Raw genomic sequence first — 19,756 nt, 5'->3', positions numbered from 1 at the left:
CGCTGCGTCACTGCTAACGGGCGACGTGGTCATTGAGATTGGAACGACGGTCGGCAGAACCTCGGATGCCCAAAAGACCGTCTGTTCCTTGAAGAACCTCAGCGGGTCATGAGCGAAAGCAGATGCCCCACCTCCTCCTGAATTCGGGCGTCACTTCGCCATCCGGGCTGTTGGCGAGCATCGCTTCATAGCTGCGTCGGTAATCCACGTTACGGCGAAGACATTCCCCGGCGATGTCGATAATCTCTGCGTCCTGAAGACTCTTGTAGGATTCCGGCGACCGCCAGTCGAACTCAGGCATTGCTTCCACCCGCATGCACGCAACTAACAAGGATTGCGGTGCGATAATCGTGAACTGGCGAGTTGTAGGAAGTCCCTAGTTTGGCACCACGTGGTGCTTCCGGATGACCACCTGCGGCTGGAGAAGACGTTTCTAGATTGATCTTCTGGTTGACGAATCTCCTCTAGCTCGCCCCCGCACCGCGTAGAAGACGGCCCTGCTCGGTCATCCACTTGGCGCGCGCAAGATGACTCTGGTATGCGATCCGCGCGCGCTCGGGCTCATGTTCCGAAGCGATATGCAGGACGATTCGAGCCACTTCGCGCCAGTCCGCCCCCTCACCCTCAGCCTGTAGAAGTCGCATGTAGGTTACGACATGCTGCTGGTCATATGGTGTAACGGTCGGATCGTCCGGCGCGGCGTCCGCAACCTCCGGATCAAGCGGTGGTTTTGGCATCGGGGCTACCCTGTTCCAGGGAACGGGACTCGACTCGCAGCGCTCGCAACGCGCGCTCTCGCATCGTCGCCGACACCAGCGCATGGCATGCTACCTGCCCCAAGCTTGGCGCCGCAGGAAAGCGCGTTCTTCTATCCTTCCGCACTCGAAACTCCTTTTGCGAGCACACGCAACCGAGGTCGTCCGCGTATTATAACACGTAGCGCCAAAATACGCGATTGCTTCCTATCCTGCGGATGGACATTCGCAAGGTCTTTGGAGCAAATGCGCGCCGTTTTCGGCTAGGCCTTGGCTTGAGCCAGGAGGCCGTCGCAGAACGCATGGGCGTCGATAGGGCCTTCATCAGTAGTATGGAAAGAGGGCTGCAAAACGCGACCCTGCTCACAATCTGGGAGACGGCCCAAGCTTTGGAGGTGCGGCCGGTCGACCTGCTTGACGAGAAAGTGTCTAAGATTCGATCCTGATCTCTTCCGCGAGCCGGGCCGAAGGCCCGGCGAGCGCCGGACGCGGACGCGCGTCAGCGCCGCCGGCGATCCGGCTTGGAGGGGCCGCGCAACTGGCGCCCCGGTTACGCGGCTCAAGTCTTCAGATTGCGCGCTTCATCAAGCGCTTCGCTTTGCTTTCAAGCTCAAGCCTCGTATCCTGATGAGCCTTGCCGCGCGCCAATGCGGTAATGCCCTGCACGAAATCGAAGATACTTTCCGGCTTGCGATTCTCTTCGCCCAGAACGGTCTCAATGATTTTCGAGGTCTCGGACTTGGAAAACCCGCTTTTGCGGAGGAAGCTCTCTCGGTCCTCGTCAGTGCGGGCAACAATCCGCTCCCGCGCCGCCTTGATCCCGGCGACGAATGGCGCGGGCGAGGAATTGGCAAAGCTAGTCAACGCCGGGGCGGCTTCATGCACGAAACGTTGGGCCGCGGATTTCGAATGCCGGATCGTGATCTCTTCGAAATTCTCCACGCCCCACAGATTGCGGTTCATGCAGACGGCCCGGAGATAGAAGCTGGCGATCCCCAGCGTCTTGCTGCCGACCTCGCTATTCCAGCAATAGAATCCCCGGAAATACACATCCGGTGATCCATCCGGCAGGCGTCCCGCCTCGATCGGATTGGTATCGTCGACCAGAAACAGGAACACGTCGCGATCGCTGGCGTAGAGTGTCGTCGTGTCCTTGGTCACGTCCACAAAGGGATTGTGGGTCATGGTCGCCCAGTCCATCACGCCCGGAACCTTCCACCGGGTGTCACCCGTGCCGTTGCCCGCGATCTTCATGACGGCCGCGACCAGCTCATGATCCCAGATACGGCCATAGTCCGGCCCGGTGACAGCACGAAGCTCGACGCGTCCGCTATTGGTCTCCAAGGTTTTCACGAGCTCGGCGCGATGCGACAGCAAGCCGTGTTGCAGGTTGATGGCCGACAGGGCCGCGGGAAGCAGCCGCAGATAGGAGGTCGGCGCCCCGACCAGCGTACACAACTGGCCAAAGCTCCAATGGGTCGGCGCCACCGGCTCGTCACGTCCCGGCACAGTGAGGGCCAGCCGCTCGGCATTGTCCCGGCTCGCCTCCACCCGAATGGTCCGACTTTCCACCGTCCGAGCTTGCGCGCGTTCGGCCCGTCCTCGCACCGATTCATAAAGGTCCGGCAAATTCAGATACCGTTCGTCATCGGGTCGCGCAAACCACTCAGACGACACGCGGCCAATCCGCTGGCCGCGCGATATATCCACGCGGAAACCGCCGGGCGCAGGCTGTTCGCTTTGGGACAAGGTCATTGTGTTCATGATCGCTCTCCTATGGGCTGAGGTTGAAGCGCAGCGCTGCGCTGCAACCCTGCCCGTCGGCGAGACCTGGGGTAGCAAGGGCAAGGGCGGCAGGACGCGGAGGGGGATCACCCGCCTGGCAAGGGCGCGCCAGCGGCGCGCGTCTGCACGCGCCTGACGACGACGTCGTCATGAAGAACTCTTGCGCGGAAGACCGGGGATACCGCTCCGGCCGGCACACGAAGTGTGCTTCACCCTTGCCCGCGCGAGGGCGGAGCCCTTCGCAATCTCTTCAAAGAAAAAATGCTCTTCCTCCTGCAAAGCGGCGCAAGAAAAGCAAAAAGCCCCGCCTCCGAGGAGGCGGGGCTGATGATCCCTATGGGATCAGTCGCCGTTGCGGCGGGACCAGATCAGGGTGAAGCCCTCGTCGCCGTCGACCTTCACCAGCGAGGCGTAGATCGGAGCCGGAAAGCTCGGATCGTCGAGCTTGACCGAGAGGTATTCACGGTCGCTGTCGCGGGCGGTTTTCTTCCACGCGGCACCGAACTCGGTCACACCGGCAAAGATGCGGTAGTCGGGCGCCTTGTCGTTGTCCTTCTCGGATACGGCGAACCTCGCCTTGATGTTCAGCGTCAGCGTCTTGATCGAGCCAATGTAGCCGTTGTCCGAAGCGGTGAAGGTGCCGATGGTAGCCATGGTGGTCTCCGTTTGTTGCTCGGGCCGCGCCCATCGCAGCCTCGATGGCGATCCTTGGCCCGGGGAGCGATCGGCCCGCAGCCTTCAGGCCCGCAGCGCCAGCGGAGGACGGCGATAGCCTGCTTTTTTGTACCGCGAGGAATGCCGCCCCTTCGCGGCAGGGGAAAAAAGCAGGCGTAGCCGTTGCGGGAAGGCGATCGAGGCTTTTGCCGGCCCTCGGGCCTGATCAGCCCCTTCGAGGTTGCGTTGGACGCGCCATGAACGAACTGACGGAGACCACCATGGCGGTCGAAATCGACGCAGCACAAGGACACAGCCGGATCAAACGGGCACCTGCTGACACCAGCGCATCAACGGCTAAAAGGGCGCGTCCGGCAAACGCTAGCGACCCTGATCGCACTCCCGCGTACGTGGGCGAAGGTGCCGATATATGCCATAGCCGCAGAAGCCGGCTTCGTAACAAAACTCCAGTCGATGGCCGTCCTTGGCCAACCGTTTGCGCAGCTTAGATAACGCTGCCGGTGTGTTTGGCACCGCACCGATGAAACCCACGGTCCCGTTGCGTCCGTCCTCCGCCACGGTCACCGAAATGCTGACTTTGTGAACGTCGAGCCCCACGTAAAGAATCTTCTGCATCTGCATTCTCCGATGTCGAGCCGCCGCGCCTTCATACGCGGCGGCGGCTCGACTGCGACGGAGACCGATGGCGCCGCTATGCTGGCGCTAAAGGACATACGGACTTAGATCTCAACCGTGAGAATGCCGGGTAGCCCGGCAGGGCTGACAACAAGAGAAGAGTGAGAGAATCAAAAGAGGCACCCGCAGGAGGGTCAGCATAGCGCCGACGCGTAGCGGCGGGACCCGGGACCGAGTGCAGTCGCGAGACCGGTTAAAAAGGCACCCGACCCGAAGGGCAGTGATAGCGACGCCGGCATGCAATGACGGCGGGCCCGAGGGCGAGTGCCTCCGGCGAGCGACTCAATGCGGATTCACGTCTCCTTGGTATCAATTTTGCTTTTGTGATATCGTCTCACTCGTGCGCGTGTCTATGCACGGCGTGGGCATGTTCACTAGAGCCAATTCTTACAGAGGACGACATGGTCAAGAAAGCGAAGAAGGCAAAGAAGACCGCGAAGGCAGCTACCAAGAAGGTGGCAAAGAAGACTTCAAAGAAAAAGAAGTAGTCGTATCGGCTACTGATCTATTGCCGCCTCCGGGTCGCAACCCGGATGAAAAGCGAGACCTTCCAAAAGATATGAAGCGTCCTTTGCAGCCGTTCGGTATCGCGGCACGCTAAGATAAGACCGGACCTTTGTGCAGGTGGCTGCTGCACAAAGGTCCGGTTTTTCGTTTCTGCCCCGCGAGGGGCCATGGTCTGCTCGTGCGCGACGGATCGAAGCCGCAAGGCGTAGATGCTCCGGGGCTCGGTTCACGAGGGCCCGGTGCGGCGACAGCCGCATGCGCAAAAAACGGATAAGACGTCTGAAGTATCGGAAAACGGTTTCTTCAGTTCGTTCTTGCCCGCCCTGGCACCTGGCCGCGCGGAAAATTCGGCCTTCGATGGACCACGAGATCCCACTCCAGAATCCCAGTCGTGTGTTAGCGATGGGGAACGTCTGCGGGGCTAAACGATTCGTCTCAGCGTGGGAGAACCTTTCAATGCTGATGACCAAGCAGAGACGGCCGGCGATCCGCACCCTGCGCGGTTGGGCGATCAACGTGCTGAACGAAGCCGGCGCCATCCGCGAGTGCGAGGAGCACGGTTGGATGCAGGACCGCGCCGATCCGCATGCCCGAGAGCGGGCCTTCGATATCGCCCGCCGAGACCTGCCGGAAGACGTATCCCGTCAAGCAGCGGAGGCCGCGGTTCGCGACGTGCTGGACTCGATTGGTGATACCTGCCCAGAATGCCTCCCTGACGAGGAGGACCGGCGCTAGCTCCCGACGCCGACCCTTCTCCGACTCAGCGGCCCAGCCGTTTCTCTACACGCTTGCGCGAATTGCCGACCTTCTTGACTGCTTTTTTCACCGCGGTGCCGACTTTCCACTCTTCTTTGCCTCGTACTGCACTTCGTAGTCCTGCCCGCCAGCCACCCGCGCCCGGTCCTGTTTTCGTCCGCGCGCCGTCTTGCTCCTCCTCGCTACCGCCATCGGTGCCTCCTGTTGCGACATCGAAGCAAACGCGACAAGGATTCGCACGTTCCGGAACGATTCGAACTGTGCCAATTTGAATTGGCTGCAGCGTGGAGTTCTTCAGTGGCGTTTCAGCGTAAAAGGCCGGCGGCTATCGGTACCAAGGCGCTTTTCCCCGGCTTCATCGAACCGGCCCTGGCTACCTCGAGCGATAAGGTGCCGTCCGTGCATTACGCAACACGCTCCGAAGGATTGGCCCTTGAATGAGCCGGACGTCGACCCTGCCGAAACGCCTACAGCCAATGCTCGCTACGCTCACCGACGCGCCGTTCGATGACCGCGGCTGGGTTTTCGAGGATAAGTACGATGGCTTCCGGATGATCGCGGAAATCCGGCGGGGCAAGGTTGCACTCTACAGCCGCAACGGCAAGATCATCAGCCGCAGCTATGTCGAGGTCGCCAAAGCGCTGGAGGGCGTGAAGGGCGACGCCGTGATCGATGGCGAGCTCGTCGCGATCGGAAAGGACGGCGTTTCGCATTTCCAGCTGCTTCAGAACGCGCTGCGTCATGAAGCCAAGCTCCTATATTGCGCCTTCGATCTCATGTTTCAGGACACGGTTGACTTGCGCAAACAGCCTCTTCTCGAGCGCAAGGAGCGGCTCAAGGCGATCCTACCGCGTCACCGGCTGATCGCCTTCAGCCGTCACCGCAAAGCGAGCGGCACGAAATTTTTCGCCGAGGCCGAGCGGAAGGGTCTGGAAGGCGTCATGGCGAAGCGCGCCGACAGCGCCTATGCGTCCGGAAGGCGGACGGCGGATTGGCTGAAGATCAAGACAGCAAAGCGGCAGGAAGTGGTGATCGCTGGCTTCACGGCGCCTAAGCGCACCAGGCCGTTCTTCGGCGCCCTGATCCTCGCCGTGCGGGAAGACGACACATGGCGCTATATCGGACATGTCGGCACTGGCTTCAGCCACAAGGTCCTGGAAGGGCTCCACGCCAAGCTCGTGAAGCTGACGACCCCGAAATCACCCTTCCCTGCCAAAGTGAAGGACGAGGCTGCCACGACCTGGGTCAAGCCCTCGTGGGTTGCCGAGGTCAAATTCGCGGAGTGGACGAGTAAGGGCGAACTGCGTCAGCCCGTCTATCTTGGGCTCAGGTCCGACAAGCGGGCGAAGGAGGTCGTACGCGAGCGAGAACGTCCGCGCAAATAGCACTTCCCTCGGGGGCGTAACCCGGCAACGGAAGGATTGACGCACTCGCCTCCTCCGGCCCTCCGCGGTGGCACTCAGTCGCCTTCAAGGTCGTGGATTTCCGGTCGCATGCCGTCAGGCGTGAGTTCGAGCGTCGCAAGCGTGATCGGCAGCTTGAAACGACGCGGTCCCGCGCTGCCGGGATTCAGGTAGAGAATGCCACCGACCGTGTCGATCTTCGGCACGTGGGAATGCCCGGAGACGATGACGTCGATGCCGGCGCCGGGATCGACCTTCAGCGTCTTCAGGTCGTGCAGAACGTAGATCGACTTACCCGCCAGACGTAAGAGTTTCGTGTCGGGGTAGTCGCGAGCCCACTCGCCACTGTCTACGTTTCCACGAATGGCCGTGACGGGCGCGATCCGGCGAAGCGCGTCGACGATCTCGGGGCGCCCGATGTCGCCGGCATGGATAATGTGATCGACGCCCGTCAGGCCTCGTTCCGCTTCGGGTCTCAATAGGCCGTGTGTGTCCGAAATGATTCCAATCCGGAAGCTCATTTCCCGACGCTCTCAACCGCGATTGCCAAAAGGCGATCGAGAAATTCCACCTGAGCGGACAGCATCTTGGTCCGCGCGAGTTCGATATCAAACCATTCCGCGCGGTCGACTTCGGGAAAACTCTGCCGTCGACCGCTTCGGGGCGGCCATTCGATATCGAAGGTATTGCTGGTCAGCGCTGCCGGATCAAAGTGGCCCTCGCCGGCGAACGCGATGACACGCTTCCCTCCTCGCTGTCGGACTTCCCCCAGCGGCTGGAGCGGACCAATCGAAGCGCTCGGGCCGAGTTCTTCGGCAAATTCGCGTCGAGCGACGTGCTCCGGAGCATCATTGGCATCGATTTCGCCCTTAGGAATGGACCAGGCGCCATCATCCTTCTTACGCCAGAACGGGCCGCCGGGATGAATGAGCAGAACCTCGAGCCCATGAGCGCCCTTGCGGTATGCGAGAATGCCTGCGCTCAAGGTCGATCTCCTGGAAGTCTTTTTCACCGCAGCCATATCGCTCCTACTTTGCAGAGCAATCGAGCGCCGGCGAGCCGTCGTCCCGCCATACCGGACCGCGTTCGCCGAGCGCCTGCTTAGCCTCGTCCACGTCCCATGCACCGTTACTTCGGCCTCGCGGTCGGCCGCCTTCCTGGCGCGCATCGCCCCATCGGGTCGCCAATAGACGGCCGACGAGATGATTTCGCGTGACCTCGTCGAGATAGGATTTGCCATTCTCCCGAGCCTGCCTCGGACATCGAAGTAGGGCCGTCCGGCGTCACCGGATGCTTCACGACACCTAAGCCGACTTCCGCTGCGGCTTGGCCGCCGGCTTCTTCGCCGCGGCCTCTTTCGCCGGCTTCTTGCCTGCGATCGGCATCAGCATTTCCTTCTGCCCGGCCGCCGCCTTGCGCGGCTTTTTTCCTGATTTCTTGGGTGCCTTTGTCGCGGACGCGCCCTCTCTTCCGATGCTTTTGCGCAGCGCGTCCATCAGGTCCACCACGTTCTCGCCGCGGGGACGCGCTTTCGCGGTGATGGGCTTGCCGGCGCGCTTTTGATTGATGAGATCGATGAGGGCGGTTTCGTACTGGTCTTCGAACTTGTCCGGCTCGAAATGGCCCGCCTTCTGATTGACGATGTGCTTGGCGAGATCGAGCATGTCCTTGGTGACTTTGACGTCCTGGATCTCGTCGAAATACTCTTCGGCGGAGCGGACTTCGTAAGGGTAGCGCAACAGCGTACCCATCAGACCCTTGTCGAGCGGTTCGAGCGCGATGATGTGCTCGCGATTGGTCAGCACCACACGGCCGATCGCGACCTTGTTCATCTCGCGGATGGTTTCCCGAATGACGGCGAAGGCATCGTGCCCAACTTTGCCGTCAGGACGCAGGTAATAGGGGCGAATGAGATATCGCGGATCGATCTCGCTTCGGTCGACAAACTCGTCGATCTCGATGGTTCGCGTCGATTCCAGCGCGACGTTCTCAAGCTCCTCCTTGGTCACTTCGATGAAGGTATCGGTATCAACCTTGTAGCCCTTGACGATGTCCTCGTTGTCGACCTCCTCGCCGGTGTCGGCGTCGACCTTGGCGTACTTGATCCGATGGCCGGTCTTTCGATTCAGCTGGTTGAATGAGACCTTTTCGGAGTCCGAGGTGGCCGGATAAAGCGCGACCGGACAGGTGACGAGGGAAAGACGCAGGAAGCCTTTCCAGTTAGCGCGGGGGGCCATGCCGGGGGAACTCCGATACTGATACCGGATTCAAGACGAACGACCCGGCTTGGTTCCGACATCGCGACCCGTCCCAAAGGAGGATTTTTCTCAGCTGCTGCTAGGTCGGACTCGACATTTGTTCTTGCTATGTTCTAATTCGGACATGACCGACCGACCCGCGAGCTGGCGCATGCCGAACCCGAAGCAAATGGAAAAACTGACCGCTGAAGCCGACCGTAGACGAGCGCCGTCCGCTGCGGGTCCAGATGCTCCGCTCCCGGCCGAATATTGGGAATCGGTCCTCAAAGACCCTCGCGCCGGCCCGGCCGTGGCCCAGGCTCGACAGCGACGCCTCTCGGAAATTAAGGCCCACGTGCTGCGCGTCTCCTGCCGCCGCTGCGAGCGGACCGTGGAGATCCAGACCGCCGATGCCGTCCGCTTGTATGGCGCCAACGCCGTCTGGAAGGACGTGGCGCAACGGTTGCTCGACAACACCTGCCAGCAGCGCACCGGCAGACATGAAGAAGACGGGTGCTGGCCAGCGTTCGAGACGCCGTAGTTTGCTCAGGATTTGCCGATCCGATCTCTTTGCGCCTGGATGTCCGGATGGCCCCGAAGTATCACCCTACGCCCCTGTCGGGCGGCGAGCGCAAGGCTCTGGCGAAAGAGCTCGGCAAGGCACGCGCGATGGCGAATATCCTGGCTGGCCAATCGGCGGAGATGCGGGCCAAGGGCGAAGCAATGATCCAGCAAGCGGACAGGCTGCTTTGCGAGAGCTGGAACGAGCGGATGTGGAGTGACGGCGAACCGATCGATCCATCGCCGACCATCGATCAGGCCGTGAATGGAGGCTTCCCCTGGCTGGAGATCAGGTGCGCGCGCTGCAAGACGCCGAGCGACGTGGACCTCGCGACGATGAAGTTCCCGCCGACCACCTTCGTGCACGATCTCGTCGATCGTATCTCACGTGGCCCTCCTATCCGCATAAAGCTCGACAGGACGAGAGTTGGCTCTGTGTGACGAGCAACGTCAATGCGAACATCCGAGGGCGCTCGCGTACGACAGCGCACGTCAGCGGCGGTTCGAATACTTCCGGACACTAAGGGCGACGAGAAAATTTTTCGCGAATGCGCCAGCCACAGTGAGGCATCGCGCCGAGGTTAAGCTGCTCCGCAACGCTCTGGAAGATTGCCTCCGATCCAGTTCCCTCTTGGCGCTCCTCTTCGTCGTTCGCCAACGTGCTGGCGTAGATGCTTTCGGCCATGCGCTTGATCTGGCCATCGGTCAGTGAGGGAATGACAGGACGCTTCTTGAGCAGCTCCTCGGCAGCGGCAAATGTTCGGTCGAAATCAGCCAAGACGTGCGTGGCAGCTACGTTTGCGTCCTTGAGCTTCTTGGTGCCGAGCGATTTCTTGAGGAAGACTTGGCGGTCGCGGCCGGAATTGAGCACATGCGCAACCGCCTCCTGCAGGCGTTCCGGCACCTTGCGCTGAGCGTGGTAAGTCCCGTGTCTGTCCTTGATCAGTCCCATCAGCGCGCGCGTCAAAGCTACTACTCTCTGCTACCACCCGACAGCAGACAAAGCCATGATTTGCAGGATGTTTTTGATCTATCAGCGCTTCTAGAGCCGCTGGCGCTCCCTAGGGGAATCGAACCCCTGTTTCAGCCTTGAGAGGGTAAAGTCGATCCGCCTGATGATCATCGTGAGGAGAGTCCTGCGATGGAGACCTTACGGATCTCTGGCCCGGCTCGTCTGCATGAGCAGGGGTGCCTAGCAGCACGCACTTCGGCGGTGAAGGCCTTCTGAACTCTATCCCTTTTTCTTCGCCGCGGCATCCAATTGCACGACGAGCTCATAGCGGCCATTCCGCTTAGGCACCGCCCAAGCATGATGCTCTGGATGATCTCCGACGCCGACATTTTGTGGTGTGGCGCCAGCGCAGGTGTGTGCACCTCGTTGAGTTGCGCGATCACCTAGAGGTTCGATCGTGCGTGAAGCGCCTCGCAAATTGTCCTTGCAGACGAATCCAGACAAGGCGATCTTACGCCTTGCGCGCGTACTTGCTCGTCTGGCCGCGAGGGAAGATCATGAAAGAGAGCTCGCCGATCGAAGAGAAAAGGAAGAGAGCGACGATCTATGCTCGATTCTCAACCGATCTTCAGAACGAGCGCTCGATTGAAGATCAGCTTTCACTTTGTCAAGCCTATGCAGAGCGCGAAGGTTTAACGGTTATCAGCAGCCATGAAGATCGGGCTCGTTCAGGTGGCTCGGTCATGGGACGCGAAGGCCTTCTGCGGATGTTAGACCAAGCGCGGGAGAGATCCTTTGACGTGGTGATCGTCGAAGCGCTCGATCGCCTCTCTCGCGATATGGAAGATCTAGCAGGTATCCATAAGCGACTATCTTTTCTCGGCATCGAGATCCGGGCAGTCCACGAAGGCGTCGTGAATACCATGCTGGTCGGTCTTCGCGGCTTGGTCGGACAACTCTATCGTGAGGACAACGCGCACAAGGTGCGGCGTGGCCAAGCAGGCCGGGTCAAGCAGGGTTTGGCGGGAGGTGGCCTAACATACGGATACGCTGCGGTCGCTGGAAAGAGTGGCGAACGGGTCATCGTCGAGGCCGAGGCACAAGTGATCCGGCGCATCTTCCAGGAATACGTGGACGGTCGGACGCCTCGCGAAATCGCGCACGATCTCAACAAAGAGAGGGTATCACCTCCGCGAGGGCGGGCATGGAATGCCTCAACTATCAATGGCAATCTCGAAAGAGGTGCCGGCATTCTGCAGAACGAGCTTTATGTAGGGCGCCTCGTCTGGAACAAAGTCAGGATGGTGAAAGATCCCGACTCGGGAAAGCGCCTGTCACGACCAAATCCTAAGAGTGACTGGCAGGTGGCTGAAGTGCCGCATCTTGCAATTGTCAATCCAGAGCTATTTAGAGCAGCTCAGCAGCGCAAAGAGGAACGCGGTCACACCCACCCCAGCCATCAACGCCGGCCTCGTCGGATGCTGTCTGGCCTGCTCCGTTGCGGCTCGTGCGGCTCGGGCATGGCAACCAATGGGCGGGACAAATCAGGGCGCGTTCGCATTCGCTGCTCGGCGGCGACGGAGAGCGGCACGTGTCCGGACGCCAAGACTTTTTATTTAGACACTGTCGAGAGCGCAGTCCTCAACGGACTAAAGGCCGAATTGCGCGCACCGAAGGTTATCTCAGAATACGTACGCACGTATCTTGAGGAGCGGAAGCGCCTCGCGGCCACCTCACATGCAAAACGGCAGCGCCTTGAGCAGCAGCTTGGGCAAATAAACCGGGAAATCGAACGACTGGTGGATGCGATCGCGAAAGGACATGGCGATCCATCCGTTTTCGGACCGCGATCGACTGCCTTAGATGCCGAACGAAAGCGGATATCTGAGGAGTTGCAGAGTGAACCACCCGCCCTGAAGGAAGTCGCACTGCATCCGGCCATCCTCAAACGATATGAGGAGCAACTCGGTCGGCTTGAAGAAGCACTTGGTAAAGGTGTCAGTGCGGGCGACGGAGAGGCCGCAGAAGCGATCAGAGACTTGGTTGAGTCGGTCACCGTGTTCCGCGATCCAGGCCGCCCAGGTGGTGTAGCCGTGGAGATAGCAGGCCGGCTAAACGCCCTGCTCGGGGAAAAGGCCTATCCAAACCAAGTCAAAGGAGTGTGGGGAAAGATGGTAGCGGGGGAGGGACTCGAACCCCCGACCCCAGGATTATGATTCCCGTGCTCTAACCAGCTGAGCTACCCCGCCATGGGCTCGCCATCGGCGGCTGGTGAGCCGCGGGTGCGAACGCGCGGCATATAAAGAGTGGCATGCGCGCCTGTCAAGCAAACCCGGACGGGGCAGCAACTTATTGCAGGCAGAGGCTATTTCGGCCTCACCGATGGGTCGCCACCGGGGCTGCCGGGCGGCGGAATCACCGGCGTGTTGCCGCCTTGCGGGGTCGGCGCACGCATTTCGGGATCGACCCCGGCCGGCGGGCACAACACCCCGTCGGATTTGGCGAGCTTGTCGCCCAGCGGCTGGCTGCTCTGCCCGGTGGTGGTTCCCTCGGGAGCCGGCGCGCCGGGATGCGACGGCTGCTGCTGCGGCGCGCAATTCGCGGCGGCGCGCTGCGGCGCCGGCGGCGCGGTCTGGGCCGGCGGCGTGGCTGATGTCGGCGGCGCCTGCGCCGCGGCAACAGCGGGTGCCAGCATCAGCACACAGGATAAAGCGAGTGTTCGACTGATCCTCATGACGAGAAAACCGTGGCGACGCGTCGATGTTCCCTCGCAAAATCGCCGCAACCTCACGATTTGCGGAAGCGGATCAGCGAGAAATGCCCCATCGGCGGCATCGGCCGGCGCTCCGCAAGGCTGACCCCGCCATGCTTCGCCGCCCAATTGGTCAGCCGCTCCCACGGAAACTCCGGACGCCAGCCGAGCCGCCGCGCCAGCGGCGCGAAGGCGAGTTCGAAGACGCGGCGCGGGCCGCTCTCGGCACCGATGTGATTGACCAGGATCAGCTCGCCGCCGGGCTTCAGCACGCGGATGAAATCGTCGAGCGTCGCCTCGGGATCCGGCACCGCGGTGATGACATATTGCGCGACCACCGCGTCGAAGAACGCATCCGGAAATGCGAGATTCTTGGCGTCCATCACCGCCAGCGCCTCGACATTGGTCAGGCCCTGCGTGCGCACGCGCTTGAGCGCCCGCCGCAGCATCGGCTCGGAAATATCGACGCCGCATAGCTTTGTGGTGCGCTTGTATTCCGACAGCGAGAGCCCGGTGCCGACGCCGACGTCGAGCACGCGGCCGCCGATCCGGTCGGCTTCCGCGATCGTCGACTGACGGCCCTGATCGAACACCTTGCCGAACACCAGATCGTAGATCGGTGCCCAGCGGCCATACGCCTTTTCGACCCCTTCGCGGTCGATGTCCCCAGCCATTCCCCTGCCCCGACGTTTCTTCTGTCTATCCGCGAACCGCTTCCGCAAGCGGCGCCAACGCGTCCTGCGTCGCGGTCCGCATTGCGCGGCTGGCGCTTGCACTTCTGATGAAGCCGCCGCCGAGCACACGCGCCTGCCCGGAGGCGGCGTCGTAGAACACGCAGGCCTGGCCGGGCGACACGCCCTCCTCGCCGGCGACGAGCTCGACCTCATAGCCGCCATCGACGGCGCGCAACCACGCCGGCTGCGGCGCGCGCGTCGAACGCACGCGGACATAGATCTCGATGCCCTCGCCGATCACGCGATCCAGCGCGCCGTCGCCGATCCAGTTCACGTCGCGCAGCGCGATGCGATCCATCCGCAGTGCCTCGCGCGGCCCGACCACGACACGGCGCGTCGCCGCATCGAGCTTGACCACATAGAGCGGGCTGCCGGAGGCAATGCCGAGCCCCTTGCGCTGGCCGACGGTGAAATGAACGATGCCCTGGTGCTGGCCGATCACATGACCGTCGAGATCGACGATGTCGCCCGGCGCGATCGCATTCGGCTTCAGCCGTCCGATGATGTCGGTGTAGCGGCCGGTCGGCACGAAGCAGATGTCCTGGCTGTCCTGCTTGTCTGCGACCTCGAGATCGAAGCGCCGCGCCAGCTCGCGGGTCTGCGGCTTGGTCATGTCGCCGAGCGGGAAGCGCAGGAAGTCGAGCTGCTCGCGCGTGGTCGCGAACAGGAAATAGCTCTGGTCGCGATCGGCATCCGCGGCACAGACCAGCGAGCGCGATCCGTCGGCAAGCCGCCGCGAGGCGACATAGTGACCGGTGGCGAGCGCCTGCGCGCCAAGCTCGCGCGCGGTCGCGAGCAGGTCGCGAAACTTGACCGAACGGTTGCACTCGATGCACGGCACCGGCGTCTCGCCGAGCGCGTAGCTGTCGGCGAAATTGTCGATCACCGATTGCTTGAAGCGGCTTTCGTAGTCGAGCACGTAATGCGGGATGCCGATCCGCTCGGCGACATTGCGCGCGTCGTGGATGTCGCGGCCGGCGCAGCAGGCGCCCTTGCGATGGGTCGCGGCGCCGTGGTCGTACAGCTGCAGCGTGATCCCGACCACGTCGTAACCCTGCGACTTCAACAGCGCAGCCGTCACCGACGAGTCGACGCCGCCGGACATGGCAACGACGATCCGTGTGTCTTCAGGGCGGCCTTCGAGATCCAGACTGTTGAGCATCTTTAAGCGGTCATTGGTCACTGTCGCGGCGAGCTTAGACGCTCCGCGACGATATTGGAAAAAGCCTTTTGTCCAGAGAGCCTTAGAACACATCCAAGGCCGGTTCGGTCGGTTCGGACGCGTTGGAGGCCACCTTTAATATAGGCCGTATTCCGGTGAGGCAATCCGCGGAAGCCGTGCGGCGCCGCGCCTGGACGGCAAATCTTGCCGCCGGGCAAAAAGGAGACCTGCCGGGAACCCGTTCCAGCCGGCCAAGGCACTCCATAACCTTCTGAAATAACTCAATATTTATTACCATCGCCGGTTGGCCCACTCCTTGCTGACAAATGCCGGAAGTCTCATTTGCGAGGGTTGGCAGTGGTCAGCGTCACGTCGGAAGCATTGGCAGGCCGGTCTTTTCAGGGCGCGACGCAGCGGTCGTCGCGGCCTGATCCCGCTTCGCAGGCGGGGAACGACGGCTTTGCCGCGCTGGTCGACAGCAACACTGCGTCCACCAACGACAGCAGCCGCTATGACTCCCAGCCGGCGCCCTCGCGGCGGTCCGACGATCCGCCCTCGACGACCGACGCACGCCGCCGCGACACCAGCACGGGCTCCGACCGAACGTCGCGGGATTCCGCCAGTTCGCGCGACGACAACAGGGTCGACAGCGACGCGCCGTCCAGGACCAAGTCGAAATCGAAATCGGACGACTCGAAATCGAGCTCCGATGCGAAATCGACCAGTGACCAGCCGGACGCGACGCAGCCCGCTGCGCAGCAGGATCCCGGTGCGGCAACCGTGAATGCCGTGATTGCTCCTGTTGCCGCGACACCGGCGACCGCCCCGACACCGGCGGCCACCGCGCCGTCCGACCAGCCGGCCGCACCGCTCGCGATCGCGGCGGCGGCCATCGCGGCAAGCTCGGCCATCGCCGGCACCGGCGCGGCGGCCGGCACCAGCGCGCCTGCCGGCGCCGACACCGCAGCGGCGGCAGCCACCACAGCGAACACCGACAAGGTCGCCAAGGCGGCCGGCGTCAAGACCGACGCGCAGATCATCACCACCAGCGATGCGGCAACGGCATCGGGCGCAGCGACAGCGAGCGGCGATGCGACATTCGCCGCCGCGGTTGCCGCCGGAACGCCCGCCACCAAGACGACGGCGCAGGCCAAGACACAGCTCACCGCGAAGGACGCGACGGCGACGATGCCGGCCGATCAGGACGGCGCCACGGCGGGCAGCGCCAACACCGCGCAGGCCGCTCCGACCAACATCGTTCCTGCCGTCGCGCAGCCGGCCGCCGTTGCCGGCAAGGCGAAGGCCGCCGCAGACGGTGCCGCCGATGCCATCAAGGCCGACGCGGGCGGCGACGGCAATGCCGCGCCGACGCCGGCGGTCGGCGGCCACGCCGCCGCGCAGACCCAGCTCACGACCCCCGATCCCGGCGCGCAGGCAGCGAGCGCACTGCAGCCACAACCCGCGACCACCCAGACGACGCCGTCTGCGACCGCACAATTGACCGTGACCAACGCCGCGCAGAGCGCCGCCGTGCCGCTCAGCGGTCTTGCGATGCAGATCGCCGCCTCCGCCAAGAGCGGCAAGAGTCGCTTCGAGATCCGGCTCGACCCCGCCGAGCTCGGCCGCATCGATGTCCGCATCGATGTCGATCGCAACGGCCAGGTCACCTCGCATCTCACCGTCGAACGCCCTGAAACGCTGTCGATGCTGCGCCAGGACGCCAACCAGCTGCAGCGCGCGCTCGACAATGCCGGCCTCTCGACCGGCAATGGCGGATTGCAGTTCAGCCTGCGCGACCAGTCGCAGTCAGGCCAAAACAACAATGGCCAGTCCAATCCGAACGCCCATCGTTTGATCGTCACCGAGGAGGACAGCGTTCCCGCCGCAGCGGCGGGCCGCTCCTACGGCCGTGCAACCGGCGCCCTCGGCGGCGTCGATATCAGAGTGTAAGGAGTTCACCATGGCAGTCGATGCAACTATGCCGACGCCCGTCGTCTCAGCACCGGGCACCAGCAACGGAACGAACTCTGGAAGCAGCAGCGGCAGCGGCCTGACGACCTCCTCGCAGGGCATCGCCGACAATTTCCAGACCTTCCTGACGCTGCTGACCACGCAGTTGCAGAACCAGAACCCGCTCGACCCGCTCGACACCAACCAGTTCACCCAGCAGCTGGTGCAGTTCGCGGGCGTCGAGCAGCAGCTGAAATCCAACGATCAGCTGAAGTCGCTGATCGAGATCGAGAAGAGCGCGCAGTCGACCCAGGCGCTGGTCTATGTCGGCAACACGGTCGCGGTCGACGGCAGCAAGACCCAGTTCGACAAATCCGCGACCTGGAATCTGGTGTCCCCGCAAGCCACCAGCGCCACCATCACGATCACCAGCTCGACCGGCCAGACCGCCTATTCCGGCAATTTCAGCCTGAAGCAGGGCAACGCCAGCTTCGTCTGGGACGGCAAGGGCAACGACGGCACGCAATGGCCGGCCGGCACCTACACGCTGACCGCCACCGGCAAGGATTCCAAGGGCAACCCGATCGCCATCTCGACCGAGGTGCAGGGCGTCGTCGACTCCGTCGACCTGACCGCCTCCCCGCCGCTGCTCTCGATCGGCGGGCAGACCTACACCACCGACAAGATCAAGCGCGTGGTGCGCGGGGCGACTGGCTCGAGCTGAGCACATTGTCACGATCCGTAGCTGCGCGTTGAGCGGGCGACCGCGCTCACCACACTGTATCGTCGTCCTGGCGAAAGCCAGGACCCATCACCACCGCATTTGATGATAAACGGGATCGTGGCCCCAGCGTCGCGCAACAATTGAGAGTTGGGGTAATGGGTCCTGGCTTTCGCCAGGACGACACTGAGTGTGTGGCACGGTTTTTGTGGGTCACACGATCGCATTCTCGCGACATGATTTGCCCGAGCTTTTGCTTCTCGTCTCGCCTCTGTTGTAAAGGGCGCAGGGAAAGCCGGGTGCCGATCGCGACGGTTCCATGCTATAGCCACGTCACTTGGCTGCTTGCTGTGGGGCTCGACAATGCCGATCAATCGCTTGCTGAAGACGGGCGAATACACGCCGGAGCAAATCGAGCTCTTCAACAGGGCGTTCAGCCTGGCGCTGCATTCGATGGGTCTGGTCGATCGCAACGATCCGCTTTGCGAGATCGTGGCCCGCAAGGTCATCGAGATCGGCAAGACCGGCGCCCTCGACGCGAAGGGCGTCGCGGAAGCGGCTGTGGCCAGCATCGGTCTCTGACGGCCGACGCGGTCGATGGCCGCTGACGGAACGCGCTTGCCCCGCGGATCGGACGTTCCGGCTGAGCGCGGGCCGCCGCCGTTGCAGGCGGCCCGCCATCAGAGCGGCCTCACTCGACTTCCTGCACCACCGTACGGGTGTCGGGATCGACCAGCATCACGCGCTGGCCGGTATAGACATAGCGATATCTGGTGAGCGACGGACCCCAATCGGCAGGCACCGCTTCAAGCTCGACCTCGCGCGGCACAGGCGAGCCGACGACGATCCTCTCCCGCGTCTCGACGGGACGGATCTTGTGTTCGGTCACATAGCTGTGGATTCGCGTGCGATATTGCGGCTCGATCTGCACGGTGGCGGCATGTCCGGCACCGGTCGTGCCGACAATCGTGCTCTGGGCAAAAGCGCCCGTCGACGCCAATACGGCGGCAACAGAAATCAGAACCAGCTTCTTCATAACGTCCTCCTCACCGCTCCATGCGGCGTTTCGAGAACCGCGACAGAATGGCAATGTTCCTAACGGAGGATCCCGATCAATCGCGTTGCCGGCGCGCTCCTCGCGCCAAGGCGTTCATCCGGGAATGGACGTCTTGTTCGGCTGGTCCAGTGTTGGCGCGTCCGGACTTTCGCTCTCCGCATTCAGCTCGACCTCGGCCGCGTGCCGGAATTCCTCGTCCCTGCCGTCGGGCTTTCCGGCCTTCTCCCAGAGCTGCCGCGCGTAGTCCCGGATCTGCTGTTCGGTGCCCATGTCATTCCTCGGGAATTCCGAGCTCCTTGCGAACCGTCACGGCCGAGTCACCGACCTTCTCGACGGCTTTACGCAGCTGTTCGCGCGACACGCCGAGGGCATGTGTCCAGCATCTCACCTGAAGCAGATCATGCATGTTGATCTTCGATCGATCGAACTGCTCTTTCCTGGTCAGGCGCTTCGTCACTGAACTTCTCGCGTCAGCGCTCGGCCTGAGCCTCGGCCGTTGCTGGCGATCCAATCTTCCGGACAGTCATTTGTTCCTTTCTTGGATGGCTGGGTGCTCCCCCCTCGGAGGAACATTATCCGCGAGCGATACTTCAGTGGTGAGAGGCAGCGGGCGGCCGCAAGAACAAAGGTAAGCCATGACAGGCATTGCAGACAGGATCGGCGGACGGGTCAAGCAGTTCATCGCCGAGATCATCAACGATGGCAGGCTAGCCGAGGAAGGCGCGCAGCAGATCAAGAACGCCGAGAACGCGCCGCCCGCGAAGCCATTTGGCAATTTGGACAAGCTGACCTAGATGCCCAGATACTTCTTCCATCTCGCGGGCGACATCCCCGCACACGACGTCGTCGGTCACGACTGTGCCGACGACAAGGACGCCCAGGATCACGGCAGCTTCATCGCTCACCGGATCGGGACTGAAAAGCCGGAGATGGTTCGCGGCGGCAATTTCATTTCGGTTCGCGATGCGGGCGATAGCGAGCTCTTCCGCATCCCGCTGGCTTCGACGAGCGTTTGACGGGGAACGGTCGTTCTCAGCTCGGCTCGGCTCGCTTCCCGCAGACCGACGCTGCCGG

27 protein-coding genes, 2 tRNA genes and 1 pseudogene are annotated in these 19,756 nt (G+C 62.5%); 12 read left to right on the top strand and 18 right to left on the bottom strand.

The genetic code is table 11. The features are described 5' to 3' along the window. Nucleotides 1-106: 106 nt before the first annotated feature. Entirely contained in the window at nucleotides 107-301 is a 195-nt protein-coding gene (locus J2R76_RS33875) for a transcriptional regulator domain-containing protein (RefSeq protein WP_141340639.1), read from the bottom strand. Between the two features lie 163 nt (nucleotides 302-464). Then, a complete protein-coding gene (locus J2R76_RS33870; RefSeq protein ID WP_141340640.1) occupies nucleotides 465-737 on the bottom strand; it encodes a DUF2285 domain-containing protein in 273 nt (90 codons plus the stop codon). 236 nt (nucleotides 738-973) lie between these two features. Between J2R76_RS33870 and J2R76_RS33865 the strand changes: the two genes are divergently transcribed. After that, entirely contained in the window at nucleotides 974-1,201 is a 228-nt protein-coding gene (locus J2R76_RS33865) for a helix-turn-helix domain-containing protein (protein WP_141340641.1), read from the top strand. Nucleotides 1,202-1,322: 121 nt separating this feature from the next. On the opposite strand, the gene J2R76_RS33860 is transcribed toward J2R76_RS33865, so the two are convergent. The 3 genes from J2R76_RS33860 to J2R76_RS33850 form a co-directional block, all read right to left on the bottom strand. Continuing rightward, the gene (locus J2R76_RS33860; protein ID WP_141340642.1) at nucleotides 1,323-2,519 is read right to left on the bottom strand and encodes a DUF932 domain-containing protein; all 1,197 of its coding nucleotides are present in this window, start codon (nucleotides 2,517-2,519) and stop codon (nucleotides 1,323-1,325) included. Between the two features lie 363 nt (nucleotides 2,520-2,882). Beyond that, complete coding sequence (locus J2R76_RS33855) at nucleotides 2,883-3,194, bottom strand: DUF736 domain-containing protein (protein WP_253625461.1); 312 nt, start codon at nucleotides 3,192-3,194, stop codon at nucleotides 2,883-2,885. 381 nt (nucleotides 3,195-3,575) lie between these two features. After that, entirely contained in the window at nucleotides 3,576-3,830 is a 255-nt protein-coding gene (locus tag J2R76_RS33850) for a hypothetical protein (RefSeq protein WP_253589112.1), read from the bottom strand. A gap of 412 nt (nucleotides 3,831-4,242) precedes the next feature. On the opposite strand from J2R76_RS33850, the gene J2R76_RS33845 reads away from it, so the two are divergent. Next, entirely contained in the window at nucleotides 4,243-4,491 is a 249-nt protein-coding gene (locus J2R76_RS33845; RefSeq protein WP_253589111.1) for a hypothetical protein, read from the top strand. Nucleotides 4,492-4,853: 362 nt separating this feature from the next. Then, nucleotides 4,854-5,132 (top strand): hypothetical protein, encoded by a 279-nt coding sequence (locus tag J2R76_RS33840; RefSeq protein WP_141340648.1) that lies wholly within the window; start codon nucleotides 4,854-4,856, stop codon nucleotides 5,130-5,132. A 25-nt stretch (nucleotides 5,133-5,157) separates the two neighbouring features. On the opposite strand, the pseudogene J2R76_RS33835 reads toward J2R76_RS33840, so the two are convergent. Further along, nucleotides 5,158-5,345, bottom strand: a pseudogene (locus J2R76_RS33835) (DUF3606 domain-containing protein). 245 nt (nucleotides 5,346-5,590) lie between these two features. Between J2R76_RS33835 and ligD the strand changes: the two are divergent. Then, nucleotides 5,591-6,538 carry a non-homologous end-joining DNA ligase gene (ligD, locus tag J2R76_RS33830; RefSeq protein WP_253625460.1) on the top strand — a complete coding sequence of 316 codons (948 nt, stop codon included), beginning with the start codon at nucleotides 5,591-5,593 and terminating at the stop codon, nucleotides 6,536-6,538. A 74-nt stretch (nucleotides 6,539-6,612) separates the two neighbouring features. On the opposite strand, the gene J2R76_RS33825 is transcribed toward ligD, so the two are convergent. The 3 genes from J2R76_RS33825 to J2R76_RS33815 form a co-directional block, all read right to left on the bottom strand. Continuing rightward, on the bottom strand, nucleotides 6,613-7,077 hold the full coding sequence (locus J2R76_RS33825; RefSeq protein WP_253589108.1) for a metallophosphoesterase family protein: 465 nt from the start codon (nucleotides 7,075-7,077) through the stop codon (nucleotides 6,613-6,615). Continuing rightward, a complete protein-coding gene (locus J2R76_RS33820; protein WP_253625459.1) occupies nucleotides 7,074-7,577 on the bottom strand; it encodes an NUDIX domain-containing protein in 504 nt (167 codons plus the stop codon). The genes J2R76_RS33825 and J2R76_RS33820 overlap by 4 nt, the downstream gene beginning before the upstream one ends. A gap of 283 nt (nucleotides 7,578-7,860) precedes the next feature. After that, nucleotides 7,861-8,793 (bottom strand): Ku protein, encoded by a 933-nt coding sequence (locus tag J2R76_RS33815; RefSeq protein WP_253625458.1) that lies wholly within the window; start codon nucleotides 8,791-8,793, stop codon nucleotides 7,861-7,863. 145 nt (nucleotides 8,794-8,938) lie between these two features. On the opposite strand from J2R76_RS33815, the gene J2R76_RS33810 reads away from it, so the two are divergent. Together J2R76_RS33810 and J2R76_RS33805 are read left to right on the top strand one after the other, a co-directional pair. Further along, the gene (locus tag J2R76_RS33810; protein ID WP_200844448.1) at nucleotides 8,939-9,334 is read left to right on the top strand and encodes a hypothetical protein; all 396 of its coding nucleotides are present in this window, start codon (nucleotides 8,939-8,941) and stop codon (nucleotides 9,332-9,334) included. Between the two features lie 47 nt (nucleotides 9,335-9,381). Then, nucleotides 9,382-9,795: a hypothetical protein gene (locus J2R76_RS33805; protein ID WP_253625457.1), complete on the top strand. Its 414-nt coding sequence runs from the start codon at nucleotides 9,382-9,384 to the stop codon at nucleotides 9,793-9,795. Between the two features lie 79 nt (nucleotides 9,796-9,874). Here J2R76_RS33805 and J2R76_RS33800 read toward each other — a convergent pair whose 3' ends face one another. Continuing rightward, a complete protein-coding gene (locus J2R76_RS33800; protein ID WP_253625456.1) occupies nucleotides 9,875-10,306 on the bottom strand; it encodes a DUF6538 domain-containing protein in 432 nt (143 codons plus the stop codon). A gap of 100 nt (nucleotides 10,307-10,406) precedes the next feature. Beyond that, nucleotides 10,407-10,476 (bottom strand) — tRNA-Glu (locus J2R76_RS33795). A 348-nt stretch (nucleotides 10,477-10,824) separates the two neighbouring features. On the opposite strand from J2R76_RS33795, the gene J2R76_RS33790 reads away from it, so the two are divergent. Continuing rightward, nucleotides 10,825-12,522 carry a recombinase family protein gene (locus tag J2R76_RS33790; protein WP_253626110.1) on the top strand — a complete coding sequence of 566 codons (1,698 nt, stop codon included), beginning with the start codon at nucleotides 10,825-10,827 and terminating at the stop codon, nucleotides 12,520-12,522. Here J2R76_RS33790 and J2R76_RS33785 read toward each other — a convergent pair. The 4 genes from J2R76_RS33785 to mnmA all read right to left on the bottom strand — a co-directional run bounded on the left by J2R76_RS33785 (nucleotide 12,479) and on the right by mnmA (nucleotide 14,954). After that, nucleotides 12,479-12,555 (bottom strand) — tRNA-Met (locus tag J2R76_RS33785). The two genes, J2R76_RS33790 and J2R76_RS33785, sit on opposite strands and share 44 nt — an antisense overlap. Nucleotides 12,556-12,671: 116 nt before the next feature. Then, a complete protein-coding gene (locus J2R76_RS33780) occupies nucleotides 12,672-13,040 on the bottom strand; it encodes a hypothetical protein (protein WP_076830031.1) in 369 nt (122 codons plus the stop codon). Between the two features lie 53 nt (nucleotides 13,041-13,093). Continuing rightward, nucleotides 13,094-13,834: a methyltransferase domain-containing protein gene (locus tag J2R76_RS33775; RefSeq protein ID WP_253625455.1), complete on the bottom strand. Its 741-nt coding sequence runs from the start codon at nucleotides 13,832-13,834 to the stop codon at nucleotides 13,094-13,096. Then, nucleotides 13,758-14,954 carry a tRNA 2-thiouridine(34) synthase MnmA gene (mnmA, locus tag J2R76_RS33770; protein ID WP_253606932.1) on the bottom strand — a complete coding sequence of 399 codons (1,197 nt, stop codon included), beginning with the start codon at nucleotides 14,952-14,954 and terminating at the stop codon, nucleotides 13,758-13,760. The genes J2R76_RS33775 and mnmA overlap by 77 nt, the downstream gene beginning before the upstream one ends. A 357-nt stretch (nucleotides 14,955-15,311) precedes the next feature. Here mnmA and J2R76_RS33765 point away from each other — a divergent pair, with 357 nt between their 5' ends. The 3 genes from J2R76_RS33765 (at nucleotide 15,312) to J2R76_RS33755 (ending at nucleotide 18,207) form a co-directional block, all read left to right on the top strand. After that, complete coding sequence (locus J2R76_RS33765) at nucleotides 15,312-16,904, top strand: flagellar hook-length control protein FliK (RefSeq protein ID WP_253625454.1); 1,593 nt, start codon at nucleotides 15,312-15,314, stop codon at nucleotides 16,902-16,904. 10 nt (nucleotides 16,905-16,914) lie between these two features. Next, nucleotides 16,915-17,628: a flagellar hook assembly protein FlgD gene (locus tag J2R76_RS33760; RefSeq protein ID WP_069276532.1), complete on the top strand. Its 714-nt coding sequence runs from the start codon at nucleotides 16,915-16,917 to the stop codon at nucleotides 17,626-17,628. A 375-nt stretch (nucleotides 17,629-18,003) separates the two neighbouring features. Then, nucleotides 18,004-18,207 carry a hypothetical protein gene (locus J2R76_RS33755; protein WP_125459363.1) on the top strand — a complete coding sequence of 68 codons (204 nt, stop codon included), beginning with the start codon at nucleotides 18,004-18,006 and terminating at the stop codon, nucleotides 18,205-18,207. Nucleotides 18,208-18,316: 109 nt separating this feature from the next. Here J2R76_RS33755 and J2R76_RS33750 read toward each other — a convergent pair whose 3' ends face one another. From J2R76_RS33750 to J2R76_RS33740, 3 genes are all read right to left on the bottom strand, one after another. Further along, a complete protein-coding gene (locus J2R76_RS33750; RefSeq protein WP_028333446.1) occupies nucleotides 18,317-18,661 on the bottom strand; it encodes a DUF1236 domain-containing protein in 345 nt (114 codons plus the stop codon). A 114-nt stretch (nucleotides 18,662-18,775) separates the two neighbouring features. Next, the gene (locus J2R76_RS33745) at nucleotides 18,776-18,952 is read right to left on the bottom strand and encodes a DUF2934 domain-containing protein (RefSeq protein ID WP_253625453.1); all 177 of its coding nucleotides are present in this window, start codon (nucleotides 18,950-18,952) and stop codon (nucleotides 18,776-18,778) included. A gap of 1 nt (nucleotide 18,953) precedes the next feature. Further along, nucleotides 18,954-19,139 (bottom strand): DUF3606 domain-containing protein, encoded by a 186-nt coding sequence (locus tag J2R76_RS33740; RefSeq protein WP_028333447.1) that lies wholly within the window; start codon nucleotides 19,137-19,139, stop codon nucleotides 18,954-18,956. A 178-nt stretch (nucleotides 19,140-19,317) separates the two neighbouring features. Between J2R76_RS33740 and J2R76_RS33735 the strand changes: the two genes are divergently transcribed. Then, nucleotides 19,318-19,476 carry a hypothetical protein gene (locus J2R76_RS33735; protein WP_253625452.1) on the top strand — a complete coding sequence of 53 codons (159 nt, stop codon included), beginning with the start codon at nucleotides 19,318-19,320 and terminating at the stop codon, nucleotides 19,474-19,476. Continuing rightward, nucleotides 19,477-19,698, top strand: coding sequence for a DUF6894 family protein (locus J2R76_RS33730; protein ID WP_253625451.1), 222 nt, complete (start codon nucleotides 19,477-19,479; stop codon nucleotides 19,696-19,698). Nucleotides 19,699-19,756 lie beyond the last annotated feature (58 nt).

Source organism: Bradyrhizobium sp. USDA 4532, assembly GCF_024171315.1.
Lineage (GTDB): Bacteria > Pseudomonadota > Alphaproteobacteria > Rhizobiales > Xanthobacteraceae > Bradyrhizobium > Bradyrhizobium australafricanum.
The sequence above is the reverse complement of the archived record's forward strand: the minus strand, read 5'-3'. Positions and strand labels throughout refer to the sequence as shown.

Coding starts and splice junctions, on each gene's coding strand:
- J2R76_RS33805 (WP_253625457.1), top strand. CDS start 9,382: ATGGCCCCGAAGTATCACCCTACGCCCCTGTCGGGCGGCGAGCGCAAG.
- J2R76_RS33735 (WP_253625452.1), top strand. CDS start 19,318: ATGACAGGCATTGCAGACAGGATCGGCGGACGGGTCAAGCAGTTCATC.
- J2R76_RS33865 (WP_141340641.1), top strand. CDS start 974: ATGGACATTCGCAAGGTCTTTGGAGCAAATGCGCGCCGTTTTCGGCTA.
- J2R76_RS33850 (WP_253589112.1), bottom strand. CDS start 3,830: ATGCAGAAGATTCTTTACGTGGGGCTCGACGTTCACAAAGTCAGCATT.
- J2R76_RS33840 (WP_141340648.1), top strand. CDS start 4,854: ATGCTGATGACCAAGCAGAGACGGCCGGCGATCCGCACCCTGCGCGGT.
- J2R76_RS33810 (WP_200844448.1), top strand. CDS start 8,939: ATGACCGACCGACCCGCGAGCTGGCGCATGCCGAACCCGAAGCAAATG.
- J2R76_RS33855 (WP_253625461.1), bottom strand. CDS start 3,194: ATGGCTACCATCGGCACCTTCACCGCTTCGGACAACGGCTACATTGGC.
- J2R76_RS33800 (WP_253625456.1), bottom strand. CDS start 10,306: ATGGGACTGATCAAGGACAGACACGGGACTTACCACGCTCAGCGCAAG.
- J2R76_RS33875 (WP_141340639.1), bottom strand. CDS start 301: ATGCCTGAGTTCGACTGGCGGTCGCCGGAATCCTACAAGAGTCTTCAG.
- J2R76_RS33780 (WP_076830031.1), bottom strand. CDS start 13,040: ATGAGGATCAGTCGAACACTCGCTTTATCCTGTGTGCTGATGCTGGCA.
- J2R76_RS33745 (WP_253625453.1), bottom strand. CDS start 18,952: ATGGGCACCGAACAGCAGATCCGGGACTACGCGCGGCAGCTCTGGGAG.
- J2R76_RS33760 (WP_069276532.1), top strand. CDS start 16,915: ATGGCAGTCGATGCAACTATGCCGACGCCCGTCGTCTCAGCACCGGGC.
- J2R76_RS33815 (WP_253625458.1), bottom strand. CDS start 8,793: ATGGCCCCCCGCGCTAACTGGAAAGGCTTCCTGCGTCTTTCCCTCGTC.
- mnmA (WP_253606932.1), bottom strand. CDS start 14,954: ATGCTCAACAGTCTGGATCTCGAAGGCCGCCCTGAAGACACACGGATC.
- J2R76_RS33820 (WP_253625459.1), bottom strand. CDS start 7,577: ATGGCTGCGGTGAAAAAGACTTCCAGGAGATCGACCTTGAGCGCAGGC.
- J2R76_RS33730 (WP_253625451.1), top strand. CDS start 19,477: ATGCCCAGATACTTCTTCCATCTCGCGGGCGACATCCCCGCACACGAC.
- J2R76_RS33845 (WP_253589111.1), top strand. CDS start 4,243: ATGCACGGCGTGGGCATGTTCACTAGAGCCAATTCTTACAGAGGACGA.
- ligD (WP_253625460.1), top strand. CDS start 5,591: ATGAGCCGGACGTCGACCCTGCCGAAACGCCTACAGCCAATGCTCGCT.
- J2R76_RS33870 (WP_141340640.1), bottom strand. CDS start 737: ATGCCAAAACCACCGCTTGATCCGGAGGTTGCGGACGCCGCGCCGGAC.
- J2R76_RS33860 (WP_141340642.1), bottom strand. CDS start 2,519: ATGAACACAATGACCTTGTCCCAAAGCGAACAGCCTGCGCCCGGCGGT.
- J2R76_RS33825 (WP_253589108.1), bottom strand. CDS start 7,077: ATGAGCTTCCGGATTGGAATCATTTCGGACACACACGGCCTATTGAGA.
- J2R76_RS33750 (WP_028333446.1), bottom strand. CDS start 18,661: ATGAAGAAGCTGGTTCTGATTTCTGTTGCCGCCGTATTGGCGTCGACG.